General features: G+C 64.8%; 19 protein-coding genes. 9 read left to right on the top strand and 10 right to left on the bottom strand.

Going from position 1 to position 18,803, the window contains the following annotated elements; genetic code table 11:
* Position 1: 1 nt before the first annotated feature.
* Both APH28_RS26425 and APH28_RS26430 read right to left on the bottom strand, forming a co-directional pair.
* Positions 2-727: a hypothetical protein gene (locus tag APH28_RS26425; RefSeq protein WP_060513368.1), complete on the bottom strand. Its 726-nt coding sequence runs from the start codon at positions 725-727 to the stop codon at positions 2-4.
* A gap of 79 nt (positions 728-806) precedes the next feature.
* Entirely contained in the window at positions 807-1,616 is an 810-nt protein-coding gene (locus APH28_RS26430) for a sulfite exporter TauE/SafE family protein (RefSeq protein ID WP_256250256.1), read from the bottom strand.
* A gap of 187 nt (positions 1,617-1,803) precedes the next feature.
* On the opposite strand from APH28_RS26430, the gene APH28_RS26435 reads away from it, so the two are divergent.
* Positions 1,804-2,427, top strand: a complete 624-nt coding sequence (locus APH28_RS26435) for a glutathione S-transferase family protein (protein WP_060513370.1) — start codon at positions 1,804-1,806, stop codon at positions 2,425-2,427.
* Between the two features lie 18 nt (positions 2,428-2,445).
* On the opposite strand, the gene APH28_RS26440 is transcribed toward APH28_RS26435, so the two are convergent.
* The 5 genes from APH28_RS26440 to APH28_RS26460 all read right to left on the bottom strand — a co-directional run bounded on the left by APH28_RS26440 (position 2,446) and on the right by APH28_RS26460 (position 8,027).
* Positions 2,446-4,833: a TonB-dependent receptor gene (locus tag APH28_RS26440; protein ID WP_060513371.1), complete on the bottom strand. Its 2,388-nt coding sequence runs from the start codon at positions 4,831-4,833 to the stop codon at positions 2,446-2,448.
* A 65-nt stretch (positions 4,834-4,898) separates the two neighbouring features.
* The gene (locus APH28_RS26445) at positions 4,899-5,843 is read right to left on the bottom strand and encodes a FecR domain-containing protein (RefSeq protein ID WP_060513372.1); all 945 of its coding nucleotides are present in this window, start codon (positions 5,841-5,843) and stop codon (positions 4,899-4,901) included.
* Positions 5,843-6,352 carry a sigma-70 family RNA polymerase sigma factor gene (locus tag APH28_RS26450; RefSeq protein WP_060513373.1) on the bottom strand — a complete coding sequence of 170 codons (510 nt, stop codon included), beginning with the start codon at positions 6,350-6,352 and terminating at the stop codon, positions 5,843-5,845. Before APH28_RS26450 ends, APH28_RS26445 begins: the two co-directional genes overlap by 1 nt.
* Before the next feature lie 76 nt (positions 6,353-6,428).
* Positions 6,429-6,791: a DUF6508 domain-containing protein gene (locus APH28_RS26455; RefSeq protein WP_060513374.1), complete on the bottom strand. Its 363-nt coding sequence runs from the start codon at positions 6,789-6,791 to the stop codon at positions 6,429-6,431.
* A gap of 66 nt (positions 6,792-6,857) precedes the next feature.
* Entirely contained in the window at positions 6,858-8,027 is a 1,170-nt protein-coding gene (locus APH28_RS26460) for an MFS transporter (protein WP_060513375.1), read from the bottom strand.
* Positions 8,028-8,121: 94 nt separating this feature from the next.
* Here APH28_RS26460 and APH28_RS26465 point away from each other — a divergent pair, with 94 nt between their 5' ends.
* The 5 genes from APH28_RS26465 (at position 8,122) to APH28_RS26485 (ending at position 14,183) form a co-directional block, all read left to right on the top strand.
* Positions 8,122-9,033, top strand: coding sequence for a LysR family transcriptional regulator (locus APH28_RS26465; protein WP_060513376.1), 912 nt, complete (start codon positions 8,122-8,124; stop codon positions 9,031-9,033).
* A gap of 59 nt (positions 9,034-9,092) precedes the next feature.
* Complete coding sequence (locus APH28_RS26470) at positions 9,093-10,070, top strand: D-2-hydroxyacid dehydrogenase family protein (RefSeq protein ID WP_060513545.1); 978 nt, start codon at positions 9,093-9,095, stop codon at positions 10,068-10,070.
* 71 nt (positions 10,071-10,141) lie between these two features.
* Entirely contained in the window at positions 10,142-10,642 is a 501-nt protein-coding gene (locus tag APH28_RS26475; protein WP_060513377.1) for a sigma-70 family RNA polymerase sigma factor, read from the top strand.
* A 3-nt stretch (positions 10,643-10,645) separates the two neighbouring features.
* Positions 10,646-11,581, top strand: a complete 936-nt coding sequence (locus APH28_RS26480; protein ID WP_060513378.1) for a FecR domain-containing protein — start codon at positions 10,646-10,648, stop codon at positions 11,579-11,581.
* A 112-nt stretch (positions 11,582-11,693) separates the two neighbouring features.
* On the top strand, positions 11,694-14,183 hold the full coding sequence (locus APH28_RS26485; RefSeq protein ID WP_060513379.1) for a TonB-dependent receptor: 2,490 nt from the start codon (positions 11,694-11,696) through the stop codon (positions 14,181-14,183).
* A gap of 52 nt (positions 14,184-14,235) precedes the next feature.
* Here APH28_RS26485 and APH28_RS26490 read toward each other — a convergent pair whose 3' ends face one another.
* Both APH28_RS26490 and APH28_RS26495 read right to left on the bottom strand, forming a co-directional pair.
* Positions 14,236-14,679 (bottom strand): acetyltransferase, encoded by a 444-nt coding sequence (locus APH28_RS26490; protein WP_060513380.1) that lies wholly within the window; start codon positions 14,677-14,679, stop codon positions 14,236-14,238.
* Between the two features lie 224 nt (positions 14,680-14,903).
* Positions 14,904-15,788 (bottom strand): NAD(P)/FAD-dependent oxidoreductase, encoded by an 885-nt coding sequence (locus APH28_RS26495; protein WP_060513381.1) that lies wholly within the window; start codon positions 15,786-15,788, stop codon positions 14,904-14,906.
* Between the two features lie 140 nt (positions 15,789-15,928).
* On the opposite strand from APH28_RS26495, the gene APH28_RS26500 reads away from it, so the two are divergent.
* Positions 15,929-16,357, top strand: a complete 429-nt coding sequence (locus APH28_RS26500) for an Rrf2 family transcriptional regulator (protein ID WP_060513382.1) — start codon at positions 15,929-15,931, stop codon at positions 16,355-16,357.
* 7 nt (positions 16,358-16,364) lie between these two features.
* Here APH28_RS26500 and APH28_RS26505 read toward each other — a convergent pair whose 3' ends face one another.
* A complete protein-coding gene (locus tag APH28_RS26505) occupies positions 16,365-16,709 on the bottom strand; it encodes a hypothetical protein (RefSeq protein ID WP_060513383.1) in 345 nt (114 codons plus the stop codon).
* A 169-nt stretch (positions 16,710-16,878) separates the two neighbouring features.
* Here APH28_RS26505 and APH28_RS26510 point away from each other — a divergent pair, with 169 nt between their 5' ends.
* Complete coding sequence (locus APH28_RS26510) at positions 16,879-17,361, top strand: hypothetical protein (RefSeq protein ID WP_060513384.1); 483 nt, start codon at positions 16,879-16,881, stop codon at positions 17,359-17,361.
* Complete coding sequence (locus APH28_RS26515; protein ID WP_060513385.1) at positions 17,354-18,796, top strand: TIGR01777 family oxidoreductase; 1,443 nt, start codon at positions 17,354-17,356, stop codon at positions 18,794-18,796. Before APH28_RS26510 ends, APH28_RS26515 begins: the two co-directional genes overlap by 8 nt.
* Positions 18,797-18,803 lie beyond the last annotated feature (7 nt).

Below are 18,803 nucleotides of genomic sequence, written 5' to 3' on the forward strand. Positions count from 1 at the left end.
ATCAGGCGAGGGTACGCCGCCGAGCCAGGCAGGCGTACCCCATCCCCACCAGCCCAAGCAGCAACACGCCCAGCAACCCCACCAGCTCTTGGCTGTAGCGCGCCACCAGCGCCGGGAACCCGGTGAACTCGCGGGAGACCCGCATGTCCGCCTGGCCACCGGCAAAACTGACACTGATACCGCCCTGGCGAATCTGTGAATAGTCGGCATCGAAGTAGACCCACACCCTGCACTCCCTGCCCTGTTCGATGGCCGGTATTTCCACCTGAGCCGTCGCCGCCTCGTACAGCGTGTCATTGCCCGTCGCATCACGTACCTGTACCAGACCCTTGGCCGGCAGGCGGATCTTCACCTCACGCACATCGCTGTCGCCACGGTTGTGCAGGTCGATGAGCAAACCGGTGCGGTGGTCCACCAACCCGGCTTCGAAAGGTTTGGCGAACAGCTGCGCATAGGGCGCCTGGGCCAGTTCGATCAGCTTGTCGACCTGGTACGGGTTCAACGCACCGTCACTGATGGTGTTGATGCGCGGCTGCAACTGCTCGTACTTGAGCTGCTCGTTGGCCTTGCTGATACGCTCGCTGAACTGGCTGGGATAGGTAAGGTAGGCGTAAGTCAGCGTCGCCTCGAGCCGTGGCTGGTCCTTGAACAGCACATAAGTCACCAGCATGACCATCAGGCCAAGCAACATGGCGACCAGGAGTTTGCCGACTTTGTCCCAACTCAACGGTGCGGTTCCTTCTGTTACGGTGCGCAAGATCGATGCGGCGCAAAGGGTGCCAAGATCAGCGCCGCCAGGCAAGCGCTCAACGGCTCAACAAGGCCGGTAACGACGCCATCAGCATGGCCACCCCGGAGGCCGTCAGCAAACCCAGTACCACGCGGCGAAACGCCAGTTCGCTGATGCCCAGGTATACCCGCGTGCCCAGCAGCGCCGGCAGCGCCATGGCCAGCAGCACCACGCCGAACGCCGGCAGCATGTCGCGGGTCACCACCCCGGTACCGAGATAGGTGAGCAGGGTCACCAGCAGCATCGACAGGTTGAAGTTCTGAATCACCGCCCGCTGGGTATCGCGCTCGAAGCCACGCAAGGTACACCACAGTGTAGGCACTGTGCCGGTAAAGCCACCGATCCCGCCCAACGCCCCGCCCACCAGGCCCACCGCGCCATCGGCCAGGCGGTTGCCCGGCAGCCGTGGCAGGCGTGGCGCCACCAGCATCAGCGGGCACCACAGCACCAGCAGCGTGCCGAACACCGCCTTGAACCAGAGCATGTCCAGGTAAGGCAACACCCACACGCCCAGCGGGATGCCGGCCAGGCCACCGAGCACGAACGGCCACAGCAGTGACCAGCTGAAACCGCGGCGTACGCTGAACACGGCGATGAGCTGCCCGGTCAGGCTGCCAAACACGGTCAGCGACGCCGCCAGCCGCGGTTCCAGGCCCCAGGCCCAGAACGACATGGCGACCATGCCGAAGGCAAAGCCGGAAAGGCCTTGAACGAAACCGGCGACGATGGCGCCGAGGGCGATGAGGTAGAAGGCATCCATGGGGCAATGCAAGCCTGGTTTGATCGGCGTTCCACCTTGCCAGAACCGGGGGCGAATGTCTGCCATGAGCGCCTGAACCATGAACCTTCGTCACACCCGCTATGCCGCCGCAGCGCCGAGTTCCAAGGTATGCCGTCAAGGCCCTCCTGCACTTGGCTGCGTGAGGCCGGGGTGCTGGTGATGCCTTCACCCCGCTTGACCGCAGGGCGCCGGCTGATCGACGATCAGCGCTCCCTCCATCAAGGATGACGGCATGTTACGGATACTCGGCAGAGCCTCTTCGATCAACGTGCGCAAGGTGCTGTGGGCCTGCGCCGAATTCAACATCCCTTTCGCCCGCGAGGATTGGGGCAGCGGTTTTCAGCCCACTGGCGCGCCCGAGTTCCTCGCGCTCAACCCCAACGCCATGGTCCCGGTGATCCAGGACGGCGACTTCACGCTGTGGGAATCCAACAGCATCATCCGCTACCTGGCAAACCGTTACGGCGATGCGGTCCTTTACCCCACCGAAGCGCAGGCACGGGCCCGTGTCGATCAGTGGATAGACTGGCAGGCCTCGGACCTGAACCGCGCCTGGAGCTACCCGTTCATGTCACTGGTGCGCCAGTCGCCCGCGCACCAGGATGCCAAGGCCTTGGCCGCCGGCTGTGCCGAATGGGCCCGATACATGGGCATCCTCGAACAGCAGCTGGCCAACACTGGCGCCTTCGTTGCCGGCGAGCACTTCACCCTGGCCGACATCCCCATCGGCCTGTCGGTGCAGCGCTGGTTTTCCACGCCGCTGGCACACCCTGAACTGCCCGCCGTGAGTGCCTATTACAAGCGCCTCAGTCAGCGCCCTGGCTACCTCGCCCACGGGCGCAACGGCCTGCCTTGAGCAGCCCGCTCCCACAGGTCAGAACCCGAGGGTAGCGGATAGCAGGTAAGTGCGCGGCGTGGAGAGGGTGAGCCCTGGCTCGCTGTCATCCGACGCTCCCGCCGATGCCCAGTAGCGCTCGTCCATCACGTTCTCGACACTGGCGCGCAAGGTAACCTCGGTGGTGTCGACCTGGAAGGCATAGCGCGCGCCTAGGTCGAAACGCTCCCAGCCATCGATCTGCTTGCTGTTGTCCTGATCCAGGTACTGCGAGCTGGAATGAATACCCCGCGCCGTCAGCGTCAGCCCGCTCACCCCGGGCACATCCCATTCCGCGCCGAGATTGACGTTGTATTCGGGTGTCGCCGGGGCGCGGTTGCCGTCGAAGGTGCCATTCACGGTGTCAGTCAGTTCGCTGTCGATGTACATCACTCCGCCCAGTACCCGCACGCCGTCGAGTGGCTCGCCGAACACGCTGAGTTCAATGCCACGATTGTCGCGTTTGCCATTGAGGCCGAACACCCGTGAAGTGGCGTTGGTCTCGTAGGCCGGTTGGCGGATGCGGAAGGCGCTGGCGGTGACCGCGACGCGACCGAAGTCGTACTTGGCGCCGACCTCGACCTGACGGCTGGTGAACGGTGGGAAGATCTGGTCTTCGTTGATCGAGGTCGACGGCGCGATCTTGCCTTGGCTCAGGCCTTCCATATAGTTGGCGTACAGCGACAGCTGGTCGGTGACCTTGAGCAGCACACCGCCCGAGGGCGAGACCTTTTCCTCGTCATAGGCGGTGTCACCCTTCACGCCATCGCTCCAGTCATCGACCTGGACCCGTTGCCAGCGGGCGCCGAGGGTCAGCAGCAGGCGATCGTCGAAAAAGCCCAGGGTGTCGGCAAGGGCGACGCCGGAAAAGCGGTTCTCGGTGTACACCTCGGCGTCGGTGCGGGTCGGCGTGCTGGGCGTTGGCGTGGCGACAGGGTTGTACAGGTTGCTTGGCGCCGATGCATAGCGCGCGCCGCCGTTGGTGAAGTCCATGTAGAAGTAGCTGGCGGCGAGGTTGAGTTCGTGGCTGACGGGACCGGTGTGGAACCAGCTGCGCAGCCCGGCCATGGCGGTGCGCACCGACTCGTCGCGGGTGAAGTCGCGCGGCTGTACGGTGAAGTCACCGGCGTCGTTGATGATCGACACGTTGTGGCGAAGGAAGTCATGGTTGCTCTTGCGCGCGCCGACCGCGCCATAGGCCATGAGCGAATCGCTGATGTCGTACTCGGCATTCAGCGCGCCGAAGGTGTCTTCGGTACGCGCTTTGCTCCAGGCCTGGGCATAGTTGTGGCGCACGTGGTTGGCACTCGGCACCTGGGCATTGGCGCCGACCAGTACGCGCTCCTGCGGGGCGTCGGTGTCGCGCTCGGTGTGGCCGAAGTCGGCCGACAGGCGCAGGCGCTCGCCACGAAAGTCCAGGCCGAGCACGGCCATTTCGCGGTCGACGCTCTGGTGGTCCCATTCGGTGTCGCCGGATTGCTTCACGCCATTGAAACGCAGGCCGAATTGCTCGCCTTCGCCGAAGCGGCGGCCGACATCCACTGCGCCACCGGCCTGGCTGCCCGAGGCGTAGCTGCCGGTGAACTCGGTGATCGGCTTGTCGCCGGCGCGCTTGGGCACCACGTTGATGCCGCCGCCGACACTGCCCCGCGGCGAGATGCCGTTGATCAGCTGGCTGGGGCCCTTGATGATATCGACACGGTCGGCCATTTCCATGTCGATGGAATAGGTCGGCAAGATGCCGTACAGGCCGTTGTAAGACACATCGCTGTTGAACAGGCTAAAGCCGCGAATGGTGAACTGCTCGAAACGCCCGCCTGCCGGGTTGGTGGCACGCACCGACGGGTCGCTGGCCACCAGGTCGCCCAGAGTGCGGGCCTGCTGGTTTTTCACCAGGTCGCTGGTATAGGTAGTGATGCTGAACGGTGTTTCCATGAAGTCCCGCGAGCCGAGCAGGCCTTGCGAGCCCTTGCGCGCGACCTGGCCGCCAGCATAAGGCTGGCCGTCGCTGGGCGCAGCCTGGCCGCCGACGATGGTGGTGGGGGCGATCTCCAGGGCATCGGCGCCCTGGGGTGCGGGCACCAGGGTGAAGGCGCCCTCGCCCACCGGCTGCAAACGCAGGCCGCTGCCGCGCAGCAGTTGCAGGAAGCCTTCGTCGACGCTGTAGCTGCCGGACAGGCCGCCGCTCTGGCGGCCACTGACCAGCCCAGGGTCGAGCGACAGGCTGATGCCGGCTTGGTCGGCGAAGCGGGTCAGCGCGGCGCCCAGGTTGCCGGCAGGCACTTGGTAGCTGCGGCGGGCGGGCTCGTCGGCCCAGGCAGGCACGTTCAGCAACAGGCTCATGGCGAACCCCAGCGGAATGAGGCGGTATGGCGTTACGGCTGGCATTGAAACAGGCTCCCTTTGCGTTCTCTTACCGGTAATGACCGGCGAGGGAAAAAAAGGGGACAGCCTCAGGCACGATTTTCTCGCGGGGCCAGCGTCACCCAGTAACGGGTGCGGGCATGCACAACCAGGGGCAGGCTGGCGGCGAGCAGCGCCAGCACTCGGTCGGTGTCGTCGAGGCGAAAGGTGCCGGTGACCCGCAGGCGTTCCAGCTCCGGCGCCCAACGCAGCAGGCCGGCGCGGTACCTGCGCAGTTCGTGCAGCAGGTCGCCCAAAGGCCGGTCGTCCAGGCGCAACATGCCGTCGCGCCAACCCAGCAGCAGGTCGTCAACGGCCGAGATCGGCCCCAGGCCGGTTGCCTGCAGGCTGGCCTGGTGGCCGGCCTGCAGGGTGATGGCAGTGCCGCGCAACGGCTGCAAGGTCGCAACCCCGCGGGAGACCAGCACGCGGCAAGCCTTATCGAACAGGCGCACGCAGACCTCGGCACCGCTGATACCGACCTGGCCAAACGGTACTTGAAGGCTCAGGTTGACTGCTTCGGGTACGTTGACCGCCACCTCCCCGCGCACGAGCCTGATGCGCCCCGCCTTGAGGTTGATGTTGACGGCACTGTCGGTGTTCAGCTGCAACGTGGTGCCGTCGCTCAAGGTCAGCTGCCTGCGTTCGCCAACGGCAGTGTGCACATCGGCGGTCCAGGCTTCCAACGGCAACTGACGGCTTAACAACCAGGCCGTCGGCATCAGTGCGGCGATGCCCAGGGCTTGCTTGAGCAACGCCCGTCGACTAGCTTCCGGGCGGTCAAGGGTGGCCATGGCCAGTTCAGCGGGCAATTGCGAGAACCGTTGGCGCAGCAGCTGGGCCTTTTGCCAGGCGCTCTCGTGCAGGCCATCGCTGGCGCGCCAGCGCGCCAGGCGCTGGAGGTCGGCCTGGCTCGCCTCGCCAGACTCGAGCAGTGCCAGCCAGCGGGCGGCGGCGCGCACCACTTCGCGGGCTTCGGCGCAATGCGCGGCCATTACAACTCCGCCAACAGACAGTGCTCGTATGCTTGGGCCATGTAGCGTTTGACCGTGCGCTCGGAAATATTGAGACGCACGGCGATTTCGGCGTAGCCCAGGCCCTCCAGTTGGCTCCAGAGAAAGGCCCTGCGCACGGGCGCTTTGAGGCCCTCGAGCAACTCATCCAGGGCTTGTAGGGTTTCCAGCAGGATCCAACGCTGCTCGAGGGATGGCAGGCTCTGTTCGGGCAGTTGTGCCAGCGCGTCGATGTAGGCCTGTTCGAGGTTGCGGCGCTGATGGAAGTTGCTCAGCAGGCGCTTGCCCACGGTCAGCAGGTAAGCACGCGGTTCGCGAATGTCCGCCAGCGGCTGGGCGCTGGCAAGCACGCGCAGGAAGGTGTCCTGGCTGAGGTCAGCGGCATCCCAGGCGTTGCCCAGGCGCCGGCGCAGCCAGGCTTCCAGCCAGCCGCGGTGTTCGCGGTAGAGGGTAGGCAGGCTGGGCTCCGGGGGCGGCGCGATGTCGATCATGGGAGGCTCTGGAAAGGCGTAAATGCGACCGATTCTAATTTACGCCAAGGCGTCGAGCCAAGCCATTTGTGTGCGCTCAGGCAAACGCGGCCAAACGGGTGAGGATGTGCAGCACGTGGCCCTTTTCGATCATTGCCGCCCAATGGCCGTCACAGAAGCGTTCACCACGCACGCAGTAGGTCAGCAGGCTCTGCAGTTGGGGCAAGGTGGCCTGGGCGATGGTGTCGGGGGCGCTGAGCAGGTGGTCGGCGACAGGCCGGTAGTTGATGTCGGTCCAGCAGTCCTTTCCGGCCTCTTCATAAAAGGCACTGACCACTGTTTCATAGTCGGGCCAACGGCTGCCTTGCTGGAGGGTGTAAGTCTTGATCGCCACGCCATTGGGGTAGAGCTGGGGTTGGTATGACAGCAGGGCTTCGATGTCGGCCGGAGAGGGATGCATGGTGATTTCCTTATCGCGGGGCTGGGCAAGTCTACAGAAACGGGCTGCCTTGCAGCCCACTGTCAGTTATACCGCCGTGTGCTGCACCGGCACCACTGGCCGCGCCCGCCAGGCGATGGTCAGCACCAGCCCCAGCACCGCCATCCCTGCCCCGGCATACGACACCGCCGGATACCCCAGCCCCGCATTGATCACCGCCCCCCCCAACGCCGCACCGATCGCGTTGCCCAGGTTGAACGCACCGATGTTCACCGCCGACGCCAGGTTTGGCGCGTCCTTGGCGGCTTCCATCACGCGCATCTGCAGCGGCGGTACCAGGGCGAAGCTGGCGATACCCCACACCAGAATCGCCACCGCGGTCGGCAGCGACCAGCCCAACGTGGCCGGGAACAACAGCAGCACGGCAATCAGTACCGCCAGCGACACCATCAAGGTCCGCTCGATCGAGCGGTCCGCCGCCTTGCCACCCCACATGTTACCCAAGGTCAAACCGATGCCGAACAGCACCAGCATGGCCGTGATGAAGGTCGTCGACGCCTGTGCCTGGGCGTGCAGGATCGGCGCAATGTAGGTGAACACGGTGAACATCGCGCTGGAGCCGACCACGGTCAGCGTCAACGCCGCCAGCACTGGCCCACGCCCCAGCACGCGAATCTCGGCCATCAACCCGGCGCTTTTCGGCAGCGGCATATCAGGCAGCGCGAACCACAGCGAAGCCATCGCCACCAGGCCCAGGCCGGCGATGCCCCAGAACGCCGTGCGCCAGCCAAGCAGCTCACCGAACCAGGTGGCCAGCGGCACTCCGCCAATGGTGGCCAAGGTGAGGCCCATGAACATGGCGGCCACCGCCCCTGCCCGCTTCTCGGGCGGTACCACGCTGGCCGCCACCACCGAGCCGACGCCAAAGAACGCGCCATGGTTCAGCGAGGTCACCACCCGTGCAATGAGCAGGCTCTGATAATCGGTGGCCAGGGCCGACAACAAGTTGCCCAGGGTAAAGATGGCCATCAGCCCGATCAGCAGGTAACGCCGCGGGACTCTGCCGGTGGCCAGGGTCATCAGTGGGGCACCGATCAGCACGCCTAGCGCGTAGGCACTGACCAGCAGGCCTGCCGCCGGGATCGACACGCCGAGGTCGGCGGCGATACCGGGCAGCATGCCCATGGGGGCGAACTCGGTGACACCGATGCCGAAGGCGCCGATGGCGAGTGCCACGAGAGGGGGATTGATACGCATACAAGGCTCCTTATCTATGACGAGAATGCTACGATCAAGCTTTCAAACCCACTAGACCGGTTTTACGGCAACCACCTTTGCGCTGGAGGCACAGATGGACTACAACGGGCGATCCGGGGAAATGGAGGTGTTTGCCAGGGTGGTGGATGCCGGCAGCCTGTCTGCCGCTGCGCGCGAACTGGGCCTGACGCCCTCGGCGGTGAGCCGCATCATCGCCCGCGCCGAACAGCGCCTGGGCACACGCCTGTTGCTGCGCACCACCCGTGCAATCAACCTCACCACCGAGGGCGAGGCTTACCTGCGCGGGGCGCGGCGCATCTTGGCCGACATGCTGGAAGTGGAAGAGGCGATCACCGATCAGGGCGTACCGCGCGGTCGGTTGCGGGTCAGTGCAGCGCTCGGGCATGGGCGGTTGACGGTGGTGCCGTTGCTAACGGCGTTCAGCGCGCGGTATCCGCAGGTGCTGGTCGACCTGACGCTGAGCGACGAAATCGCCGATATCCATGGTGGCCAGGCCGATGTGGCGCTGCGCTTTGGCCTGTTGCCGGACAGCTCGCTGAGCGCGCGCTGCATCGGCCATACCGGCCAGGTGGTGGTGGCCTCGCCCGAATACCTTGCACGCTGTGGTACGCCGCAGGTGCCGGAGGATCTGGCGCAGCACAACTGCCTGCGCTTCAACTTCCGGCGGGCAGCACCGGACTGGCCGTTTCGCCGGGCGGGGGAGGATTTTTCACTCAAGGTAACGGGGAATATCGAGTGCAGCAGTGGAGAGGCACTGGCGCAACTGGCCAGGCTGGGGGCGGGAATTGCACGGATAGGGACCTTTACCGTGGCCGATGAGCTGAAAAACGGGCAGCTGGTGGCGCTGCTGGAGGACTACAACCCGGGCGACCGCGAGCCGCTGCATGCGGTGTTCGTCGGCGGGCCGGCCATGCCGGCGCGGGTGCGGGTGTTTGTGGATTTTCTGGTGGAGCATCACCAAGGCTGGCCAGTGACTTCAGCCTGACACCGCCGCTCAGAACGCGCGTTATGCTTAGGGGCAACTCACCTTCAGGACCGAACATGATGCGCATTGCCATTCCCGATGACTACCAGAATGTAATCCGCTCACTCGACTGCTTCAAGCGCCTGGCCGGGCACGATGTGAGCGTGTTCCACGACAAGCAACCCGCCTCGCTGGACGAACTGGCCGCGCGCTTCGCCATGGCCGACGCTCTGGTTCTCACCCGTGAGCGCACGCGCATCGATGCCGCCCTGCTCGACCGGCTGCCCAACCTCAAGCTGATCAGCCAGACCGGCAAGGTCGCCGGCCATCTGGACCTTGAAGCCTGCACGGCGCGTGGCATCGTGGTCACCGAGGGCCGCGGCTCACCAGTGGCACCGGCGGAGCTTGCCTGGACGCTGATGCTCAACGCCCGACGCCAGCTGGTGCCGGCGATCGAAGCGTTCAAGCAAGGCCAGTGGCAGGTCAACCTGGGCCAGGCAGTGGCTGGCCAGCTGCTGGGGATCTGGGGCTACGGCAAGATTGGCCAGCGCCTAGCGCGTTATGCCCAGGCGTTCGACATGCCCGTGCTGGTGTGGGGCAGCGAAGACAGTCGGGCGGCGGCCGAAGCGGACGGGCACCGGGCCGCAACATCGCGCGAAGCATTTTTTGCCGAGGCAGATATCGTCAGCCTGAACCTGCGGCTGTCAGAAACAACGCGCCATCGCGTAACCTTGAACGACCTGTCGCGGATGAAACCTGATGCCTTGCTGGTGAACGTCAGCCGCGCCGAGCTGATTGCCCCCGAGGCCCTGCTGCAGGCGCTCGACGCCGGCAGGCCGGGCTTCGCTGCGGTGGATGTGTTCGAACAGGAGCCGATACTCGAACCGAACCACCCCCTGCTCACTCACCCACGGATTCTGAGCACGCCGCACCTTGGCTATGTGGAAAAGAACGGCTACGAGCTGTACTTCGGCGATGCTTTCGACAATGTGCTGGCATTTTCCGAAGGTGCGCCGAAAAACGTCGCCAACCCGCTAGCCTTGAAAGTAACCCGCTGAGAGCACTTGCAATTGCCGGCCTGCGCCGCAACAATGCGAACAATTCCCAGTTAGATTATGGATTGATCTCTATGTCGGCGCTCGATGACGCGGCTATTCACCGGCTGTACAGCGAAAACAGCGGCTGGCTGAAGCATTGGCTGCGCATGCGCCTTGGCAACGCCGCCGATGCGTCCGACCTGGCCCACGATACTTTCCTGCGCGTGATGACGGCGCGCAGCCAACTGCCGATCCGTGAACCGCGCAGCTACCTCAGCGCCATCGCCCGCTCGCTGCTGATCGACAAGGTACGCCGCCGCGCCATCGAGCAGGCCTACCTGCAAGCGCTGGCATTGCGCCCGGAGCCCGTCGAAGTATCACCGGAAACCCGCCTGTCCATCATCGAAATGCTGGTCGCGATCGACAGCCTGCTCGATGAACTGGGGGCGCGCACCCGCGATATCTTCCTTGCGGTACAACTGGAAGGGCTGACCTATGCGGCTGCGGCGCAACGTTTCGAGGTGTCGGTGACCACGGTGAAAAACCACCTGATCCGCGCCATGACCCGCTGCCTGCTGCTGGTCGAGGACTGACCCTTGGAGCTCAAGACCCTCGAAGCCGCCGCCACCTGGTATGTGCAACTCAACGACGGTACCGCCGACGTGGCGCGCACCCACGCCTGGCGCCAATGGCTGGAGGCCAGCCCAGCGCACACCGCCGCCTGGGCGCGGGTAGAGAAGCTTCAGCAACAGTGGGCACTGATGCCGGCGCAGGCAGCGCTCAATGGCCTCGGTGCCGCCCAGGCGCAGCGCCGCGACGTGCTGAAAGTGCTGGGCCTGCTGCTGACCCTGGGCGGCGGCAGCTGGCTGGCCGTCGATCAGGTGCCTGGTCGCGCCCTGCTCGCCCAGCAGCGCACCGCAACGGGCGAACGGCGTTCGCTGCAATTGGAAGACGGCTCGCAACTGGAATTGAACGTGGACACCGCGCTCGACGTTCGCCTTGACCAGAAACTGCGAACGATCAGGCTATACAGCGGCGAGATGCTGCTCAAGGCCACCCACGACCCTCGGCAGCGGCCTTTCATCGTGCACACCGATGACGGCAGCATCCACGCCCGGGAAGCTGAGTTCAGCGTACGCAAACTGCCAAGGCAAACCCGCGTCGGCGTGCTGCAGGCTGCCGTCGAGGTGCGCCCCCAGCACCACCTTGAGCGCCTGCTGCCATTGCACGCGGGGCAACAGGCCAGCTTCGACGGGGACCACATCAGCCCCACAGAGCGCCTGCCCGCCGACTCGACTGCCTGGCAACACGGCATGCTGAGCGTCAACGATTGGCGCCTGGCTGACTTCATCGAGGAACTGGGGCGTTACCGGCCTGGCGTGCTGCGCTGTGCCGCGTCGATTCGCTCGCTGAGCATCTCTGGGGCATTCCGCATCGACGATACCGACATTGCCCTGGCCAACCTCGACCAGACCCTGCCGGTACGGGTGCGTTACCTGAGCCGTTACTGGGTCAGCGTAGAACCCGCCTGAATCGCCGGTGGAAAAAACTTCACTGCGAACCTTGCTGATTTCGATTCTCGTCCGTCCCTGACACAAGCCGCGACGACAGCGACTTTCTGCCATGACACGGAAGGATCACGCAATGCCCCATGTTCACCCCACACCCGCCAGCCCCCTGCGCCAGGCCGTACGCCGGGCGGTGCTCGGCCTGACCCTTGCCAGCGCCCCCGGCCTGCTGCTGATGCCAGGCGATGCCATGGCCCAGAGCCAGACCACCTACCATGTGGCCGCCGGGCCCCTGGGCAATGCGATCACCCAGTTCGGCGTGCAGGCCGGCGTTACTATCTCATTCGATACTGAACAAACCCGTCACCTGAACAGCAATGGCCTGGAGGGCAGCTACAGCGTCGACCAGGGCCTGGCTCGCCTGCTCGGCAACAGTGGACTGCAAGCCCAGCGCCTGGGCAACGGCGGCTACGTCCTGCTACCGACCAGAAATGACGCCGCGATGGTACTGGGTCCCTTGAACATCGATGCCAACCGGCTCGATGCAACCAGCGAAGGCACCCAGTCGTACACCGCCAGCGCCGTGACCATCGGCAAAGGCGTGCACACGCTGAAGGAAACACCTCAGTCGGTCACCGTGATGACCCGCAAGATGCTCGACGACCAGAACCTCAATACCCTTGAGCAAGTGTTGGACAAGACCCCGGGCATCACCGTGTACGACTCGCCCATGGGCGGCAAGTACTTCTATTCCCGAGGTTTCAACCTCGACGGCCAGTACCAGTACGACGGCGTGCCGCTGGACGTGGGCGGCAACTACGTGCAGGCCAACAGTTTCTCCAGCGACATGGCGTTCTATGACCGTGTCGAAGTGCTCAAGGGAGCGGCCGGCATGATGAAAGGCTCCGGCTCATCGGCAGGCGGCGTGAACTTCGTACGCAAGCGCGGCCAGGACAAGGCCACCACCCACCTGGCCCTGTCCGCCGGAACCTGGGACAACTACCGCAGCCAGGTGGATGTGGGCGGCCCGTTGAACGACTCGGGCAGCGTGCGCGGCCGCGCCGTGGCCGCCGTGCAGGACCGCCGGTACTTCTACGACCATGCCGACCGCCAGGACCAGGTGTACTACGGCGCCCTCGACTGGGACGTGACACCCGACACCACCCTGGGTGTCGGGCTGGCCTACGAGGATGTCGATGCCGCGCCGTGCTACCACGGCCTGCCGCGCTACGCCGACGGCAGCGACCTCAAGCTGTCGCGCTCCACTTGCCTGGGCGCCCGCTGGAACAGCCAGCAAAGCCAGCGGGTCACCGGCTTCGCCGACCTCAAGCATGACTTCAATGACGACTGGTCGCTGAACTTCGCATCGGTCTACACCCATAATGATCAGGACATCGAATACGGCTATTCCGAAGGCACGGTCCCGGTTGGCGCCACCAGCGCCAGCATGAAGCGCTATGCCGGCAACTTCGACTACGACCAGACCGACTACGGCTTCGATAGCTATGTGGATGGCAAGTTCGAGGCCTTTGGCCTGCAGCACGAAGTGATCATCGGCGCCAACGCCAGCCGCCAGAAAACCCACGATTACTTTGCCCTGATGTCACTTAGCGGCAGTCAGAACCCATTCGACCCGTCGGCGAACTTCCCACACCCGTCCTCGACCGACTACCTGGTCAACCCGATCCGCGGTGGCAGCGAGCCGACCGACTCCACCACCACCCAGTACGGCACCTACGCGAACCTGCGCCTGAAGCTGGCCGAACCGTTGACCTTGGTGCTGGGCGCACGGGTGAGCTGGTACCGCAACAAGAGCGACTCCTATACCCAGGCCTACGATTACTGGGTGCACAACCGCAGCGAGGAAAACGGCCAGGTCACGCCGTTCGCCGCCGTGCTCTACGACCTCAACCCGCAATGGACCGCCTATGCCAGCTACGCCGACATCTTCCAGCCGCAAAGCAACCTGGTAGATGCCCAAGGCCAGGCGTTGCAGCCGAAAACCGGCGCCAACTACGAAATCGGCATCAAGGGTGAACTGCTCGAAGGCGCGCTGAACACCTCGTTCAACCTGTTCCGCACCGTCGAGGAACACCGTGCCGAAACCGACTATGCCGACAGCTGCCTGGGCTCCGGTGACGGCTATTGCTACACCGACAGTGGCAAGGTCCGCGCCCAGGGCTTCGAGGCCGAGGTCAGCGGTGCGCCGATCGAACGCCTGCAATTGCTGGCGGGATACACCTATACCCAGACCAAGTACCTGAAGACCCTCAACGACACCGACCCGACCGAGCTGACCTTCACCTCCAGCTTCATTGCGCGCCACATGCTCAAGGTCTGGGGTGATTACCAGCTGGATGGCGCGCTGGACCGCTGGACGCTGGGTGCGGGTCTGAACAGCCAGAGCGAGAACTTCCGCAAGACCGGCAGCACCAAGGTGGTCCAGCCGGGCTACACCTTGTGGAATGGCCGCGTACAGTACCGCATCGACCCGCACTGGACGGTCGCACTCAATGGCAACAACCTGTTCGACAAGAAGTACTACGCCACCATTGGCGCGCCGGCGTGGGGGAACTTCTATGGCGAGCCACGCAACTTCATGGTCACGCTACAGGGGACGTTCTAAGCGTTTGCGAGGCTCTGTAGGAGTGGCCGCGCAGGGCAAGAGGGAGCGCGGCTCAAGCCTTGTCAGGCAAGGCCATGTGCAACAACGGGAACGGCCGGCCTTCGCCGTCCAGCGGCGAACGCCCGGTCTGCACGAAGCCGTAGTGGAGGTAGAAGCCCACGGCCTGCGGATTCTGTTCGTTCACATCGACGCTCAGGGTATCGCGCGCGTTACGGCAGTAGTCCAGCAGCGCCCGGCCAATACCCTGACCGTGCAGGTCGGGGTCGACGAAGAGCATTTCCACGTGGTTTTCATTGAGCCCGATAAAGCCCAGCGGCTTGTCTTCAGGGTCAACAGCCACCCACAGCTCGACGGCAGGCAGGTAGACATCGCGCAGTTGTGGCAGCAGTGCGTCGATGTCGGACGGCTGCAGGAAGTGATGTGTTGCGCGCACGGCGCGCAGCCAGATATCGAGCAGCCGAGGGTGATCGGCAGCAAGCGCTTGGCGAATGATCATGGAATCATCCTGATAGTTTCTGATGACGGATTATCGGTGCGCCTTGGCAAGGCGACCGTACTCATGTCGGCATCATGTATGCCCGCTTCGCGAATCAACGCCTGGGCGGTGCACGGCAGAACAGCCGGAAAGGGAGGAGCCGCCTATGCTACCCAGTCTTGACGACGAGGTAAAGGCGGCCAGGGTTCTTCCGCAGGGGGCATCTGCGCCTGTCAGCCTTCACACTAACGAAAGATCAGGGAATGATGAGCAGCGCCCCCTGTCCTGGCCCCCTCTCCCACCGCAATCGCCACATTACCTGCCGCCACCGCCGCATCGCCGCAGGCAAACACCCCGGGCACACTGGTTTCACGCACTGCATCGACCTTGATGAACTGCCCCATCGAACCGTCTTCAAACACACACCCCAGCATCGCCGGTAATAGGCTGGCCATGCGTGTACGCGGTTGAGTGAACAGCCCTGCCAACTCGACCACCCGGCCGCTGGCGAGGGTTACATCGGCGCGCTCCCCCGCCACGGCCACAACGCCTTCACGCTCCAGTTGCACACCGCGCCGCTGCAGTTGCGCCAGTTGCTCGGCATCGGGCTCGAACACGCCATTGAGGAAGAACGTGGTCGGCCCCCAGTCGGGCAGCATCATGGCGTGATGGATCGCGACGGGCGACGCCGCCAACACGCCAATCGGCCCGCCATCGAGCTCGTAGCCATGGCAATACGGACAGTGGAACACGCTTCGCCCCCAGCGCTCCGCCAGGCCGGGAATCGCGGGCAATTCGTCCACCACGCCCGATGCAAGGATCAAGCGCCGCCCGCTGAAGTACTTTCCGTCATCAGTGCCCACCACGAATCCATCGCCCTCCTGGGCGGCCGAAACTGCTAACTGCGCCAGCCATTGCACCGTCGGGTAAGCCAGCAGTTGGCCACGCGCCTCTTCGGCAATCGCTCCGGGGCTACGTCCATCTTGGCCGAGGAAGCCATGAGAACGCTGGGCAAACCGGTTGCGTCGCACGCCAGCATCGATCACCAACACCTTGCGACGCGCCCGCGCCAGCTGTAAACCCGCGGAAATACCGGCATAGCTGCCGCCTACAATGATCACGTCAAACATTTTCCCACTCTCCCAGGGCCGAAGACCCGCACATGAAACTCACGACACAACGTAAGTTACATGATGGCGATACGTCAATGATCTTGTAACTTTTGTTGTTTCGTGTGAGGCTGCCGCTATCTCCCTGCTGCCCATTGCCCATGAGAAACGACACCCGCCTGTCCCGCATGCTGCACGTACTGATCCACATGGCCCGGCACGACACACCCGCCACCTCGGAAACCATCGCGCAGATGCTCGGGACCAACCCGGTGGTGGTGCGCCGGACCATGGCCCTGCTCAAGGAGCAAGGCTACGTAAGCTCGGTCAAGGGGCACCGTGGTGGTTGGACGCTGGCCAGGCCGTTGGCCGACATCACCTTGCTGGATATCCATGAGGCACTGGGAGGGGCGTCGATCTTCGCTATCGGGCTGTCGACGGACCACCCGCAATGCCTGGTGGAGCAGGCGGTGAACGCTGCACTGACCGATGCCTTCGATGCGGCGCAGGCGTTATTGCTTGAGCGCTTGGGCAGCGTAACGCTGGAGCAGCTCGCCAGCGATTTCGAGGGGCGTTATCAGGCGTTGTGAACCACGCTCAACGCGGCTGCGGATGCTCGCTGGACACCGAATTGTTGGCCTCCACATCCTTCATGTCTTCCTCGACCGGCGCCTCGTCGTCGCCCTGCAGCGGTACTTCGACATTCTCGTTGGTCCGGGCAGTGCCGTTCTTGCGCTCCTGCTGAGCGTCCTGATCGGAGCCTGGATTACCCGGCGGCGGGTTCCAGTCCTCGGGCCGTTGCTGCGACCAGGCTTCACCCACACCCTGCTTGGGCTCGGACTGTGCGTTCTCAAGCCCGGAACCGTGCTCGCTGCCAGCTTCCGGGTTTGCTCCGACGGGGCCTGGGTAGGCAGCGTCAGGGCCGTTGTGATCGATAGCCATGGTTTTTCTCCGGTCTGCGGTGCAGTTGATCTGCACTTGCCTATTCAGAGAAGAAACGATCGGCCAGAGTGCCTCGGCCGCGACAGGTGGCGCAAAAAGCCAGCACCTACGACCACTTGCGCAAATCGAGGTACACTGCCCGCCGTCATGGAAGCCGACAGGACAAGGAATGCTCGCCTCTTCTGAAGCGCAACCCGCTGTGCGCCGCGCACTGGTGCGCTGGCTGCAAGCCGCGGCGCTGATGCACCTGCTGATTGGCCTGGGCCTGACCTGGGCCGGCCATAGCCCGCTGCTGGGCGACTACCAACTGAGCATCGAACAGGCCTTCTGGGGCCAGGTTGCCCCAGCGCCTGCCCGCGAGCAGCAGGTCTGGTGGCTCGCGCTGTTCGGCGCCACCTTGCAAAGCTACGCACTGTACATGCTCGGCCTGATCCATTTGGGCGACCGCCTGCGCAGCCACAGCGCCTGGGCCTGGCTGGCGTCTGGCATCGTGCTGTGGGCGCCGCAGGACATGCTGGTGTCGCTGCAGGCCGGCATGTGGTCGCACCTGATCATCGATGGCCTGGCCCTGCTCGCCCTGCTGCCGCCGTTGCTGTGGCTGTACCGCCACGACCGCCCTACCTCCACCTTGAAAGGACTTGAACGTGGCTGAACTGCCGATCCTGACCTGGGCCCTCAACCTGCTGCTGATCCAAGGCTTGCTGGGCGCGCTGGACACTATTTACCACCATGAACTGACCGTGGCCCTGCCCCAGCGCTACAGCGCACGGCTGGAGCTGGCGATCCATGCGGTGCGCTCATGCTGTTACGGCATCCTGTTCCTGGGCATTGCCCATGTAGCCTTCCAGGGCGTCTGGGCGATCATCGTGGCGGCGGTCTTCACCCTGGAAATCGGCCTCACCCTGTGGGACTTCGTGGTCGAAGACCGCAGCCGCAAGCTGCCGGCGATCGAGCGCATCATGCACACCGTGCTGGCGATCAACGCCGGCGCCTTCTTTGCCTTGTACGGCCTGCAGTTGCTGCAGTGGTCGAGCCTGCCCAGCGGGCTGGTGGCCATCGACCTCGGCTGGCGCGGCTGGCTGCTGACAGTGTTCGCCCTCGGCGTGACCGCGTCGGGCATCCGCGATGCGCTGGCCACGCTGCGCATGCAACGCCAAGGGCAGCCGGCCAACCCGTTTGCCGGTGGGGCTTACAAGCAGGTACTGGTCACTGGTGGTACCGGCTTCATCGGCGAGACCCTGGTCAACCAGCTGCTCGATGCCGGCCACAGCGTCAGCGTGCTGGCCCGCGACCCGCTGCGCGCCGCCTACCTGTTCGACGGCCGCGCCCGCTGCCTGCGCAGCCTCGACAAGCTCGGCCATGACGAGCGATTCGACGTGGTCATCAACCTCGCCGGCGCTCCGGTCGCCGGGCCACGCTGGTCTGCGCGCCGCCAGGCCCAGCTGCTCGCCAGCCGGGTCGGCACCACCGAGGCCTTGCTGCGCTGGATGCGCCAGGCCCGGCACAAGCCAGCGCTGTGGATCCAGGCTTCGGCCATCGGTTATTACGGCGTGCGCGACGCCAGCCAGCAGCTGGACGAAAGCGCCAGCAAAGGCGGCGGTTTCATGGCCGAACTGTGCGATCGCTGGGAAGCTTCTGCCAGCCCGGCCAGCGCCCTAGGTGCCCGCCAGGTGGTGCTGCGCCTGGGCGTGGTGTTTGGTCCGGGCGGTGCGCTGACGCCCCTGCTGATGCCGTTCCGCCTGGGCCTGGGCGGGCGCATGGGCGATGGCCGGCAGATCATGAGCTGGGTGCACCGCGACGATGTGCTGGCGGTGATGGCGCGCGCCATGGCTGACGGCGAGATGCAGGGCACCTACAACCTGGTCGCGCCCGAAGCGGTCAGCCAGGCCACCTTCGCCCAGACGGCCGGCCAACGGCTCAAGCGCCCGGTATGGCTGCATATCCCGGCCGCACCGGTACGCGCCCTGGCCGGAGAAATGGCCGAGCTGTTCTTCGACGGCCAACACGTGCTGCCCAGCCGCCTGCAAGCAGCGGGCTACCGCTTCCAGTACCCAACCCTGGACAGCGCGCTGCGCGACCTGGCCTGAGGAGCCT

The organism is Pseudomonas sp. NBRC 111124, assembly GCF_001320245.1.
Classification (GTDB): Bacteria; Pseudomonadota; Gammaproteobacteria; order Pseudomonadales; family Pseudomonadaceae; genus Aquipseudomonas.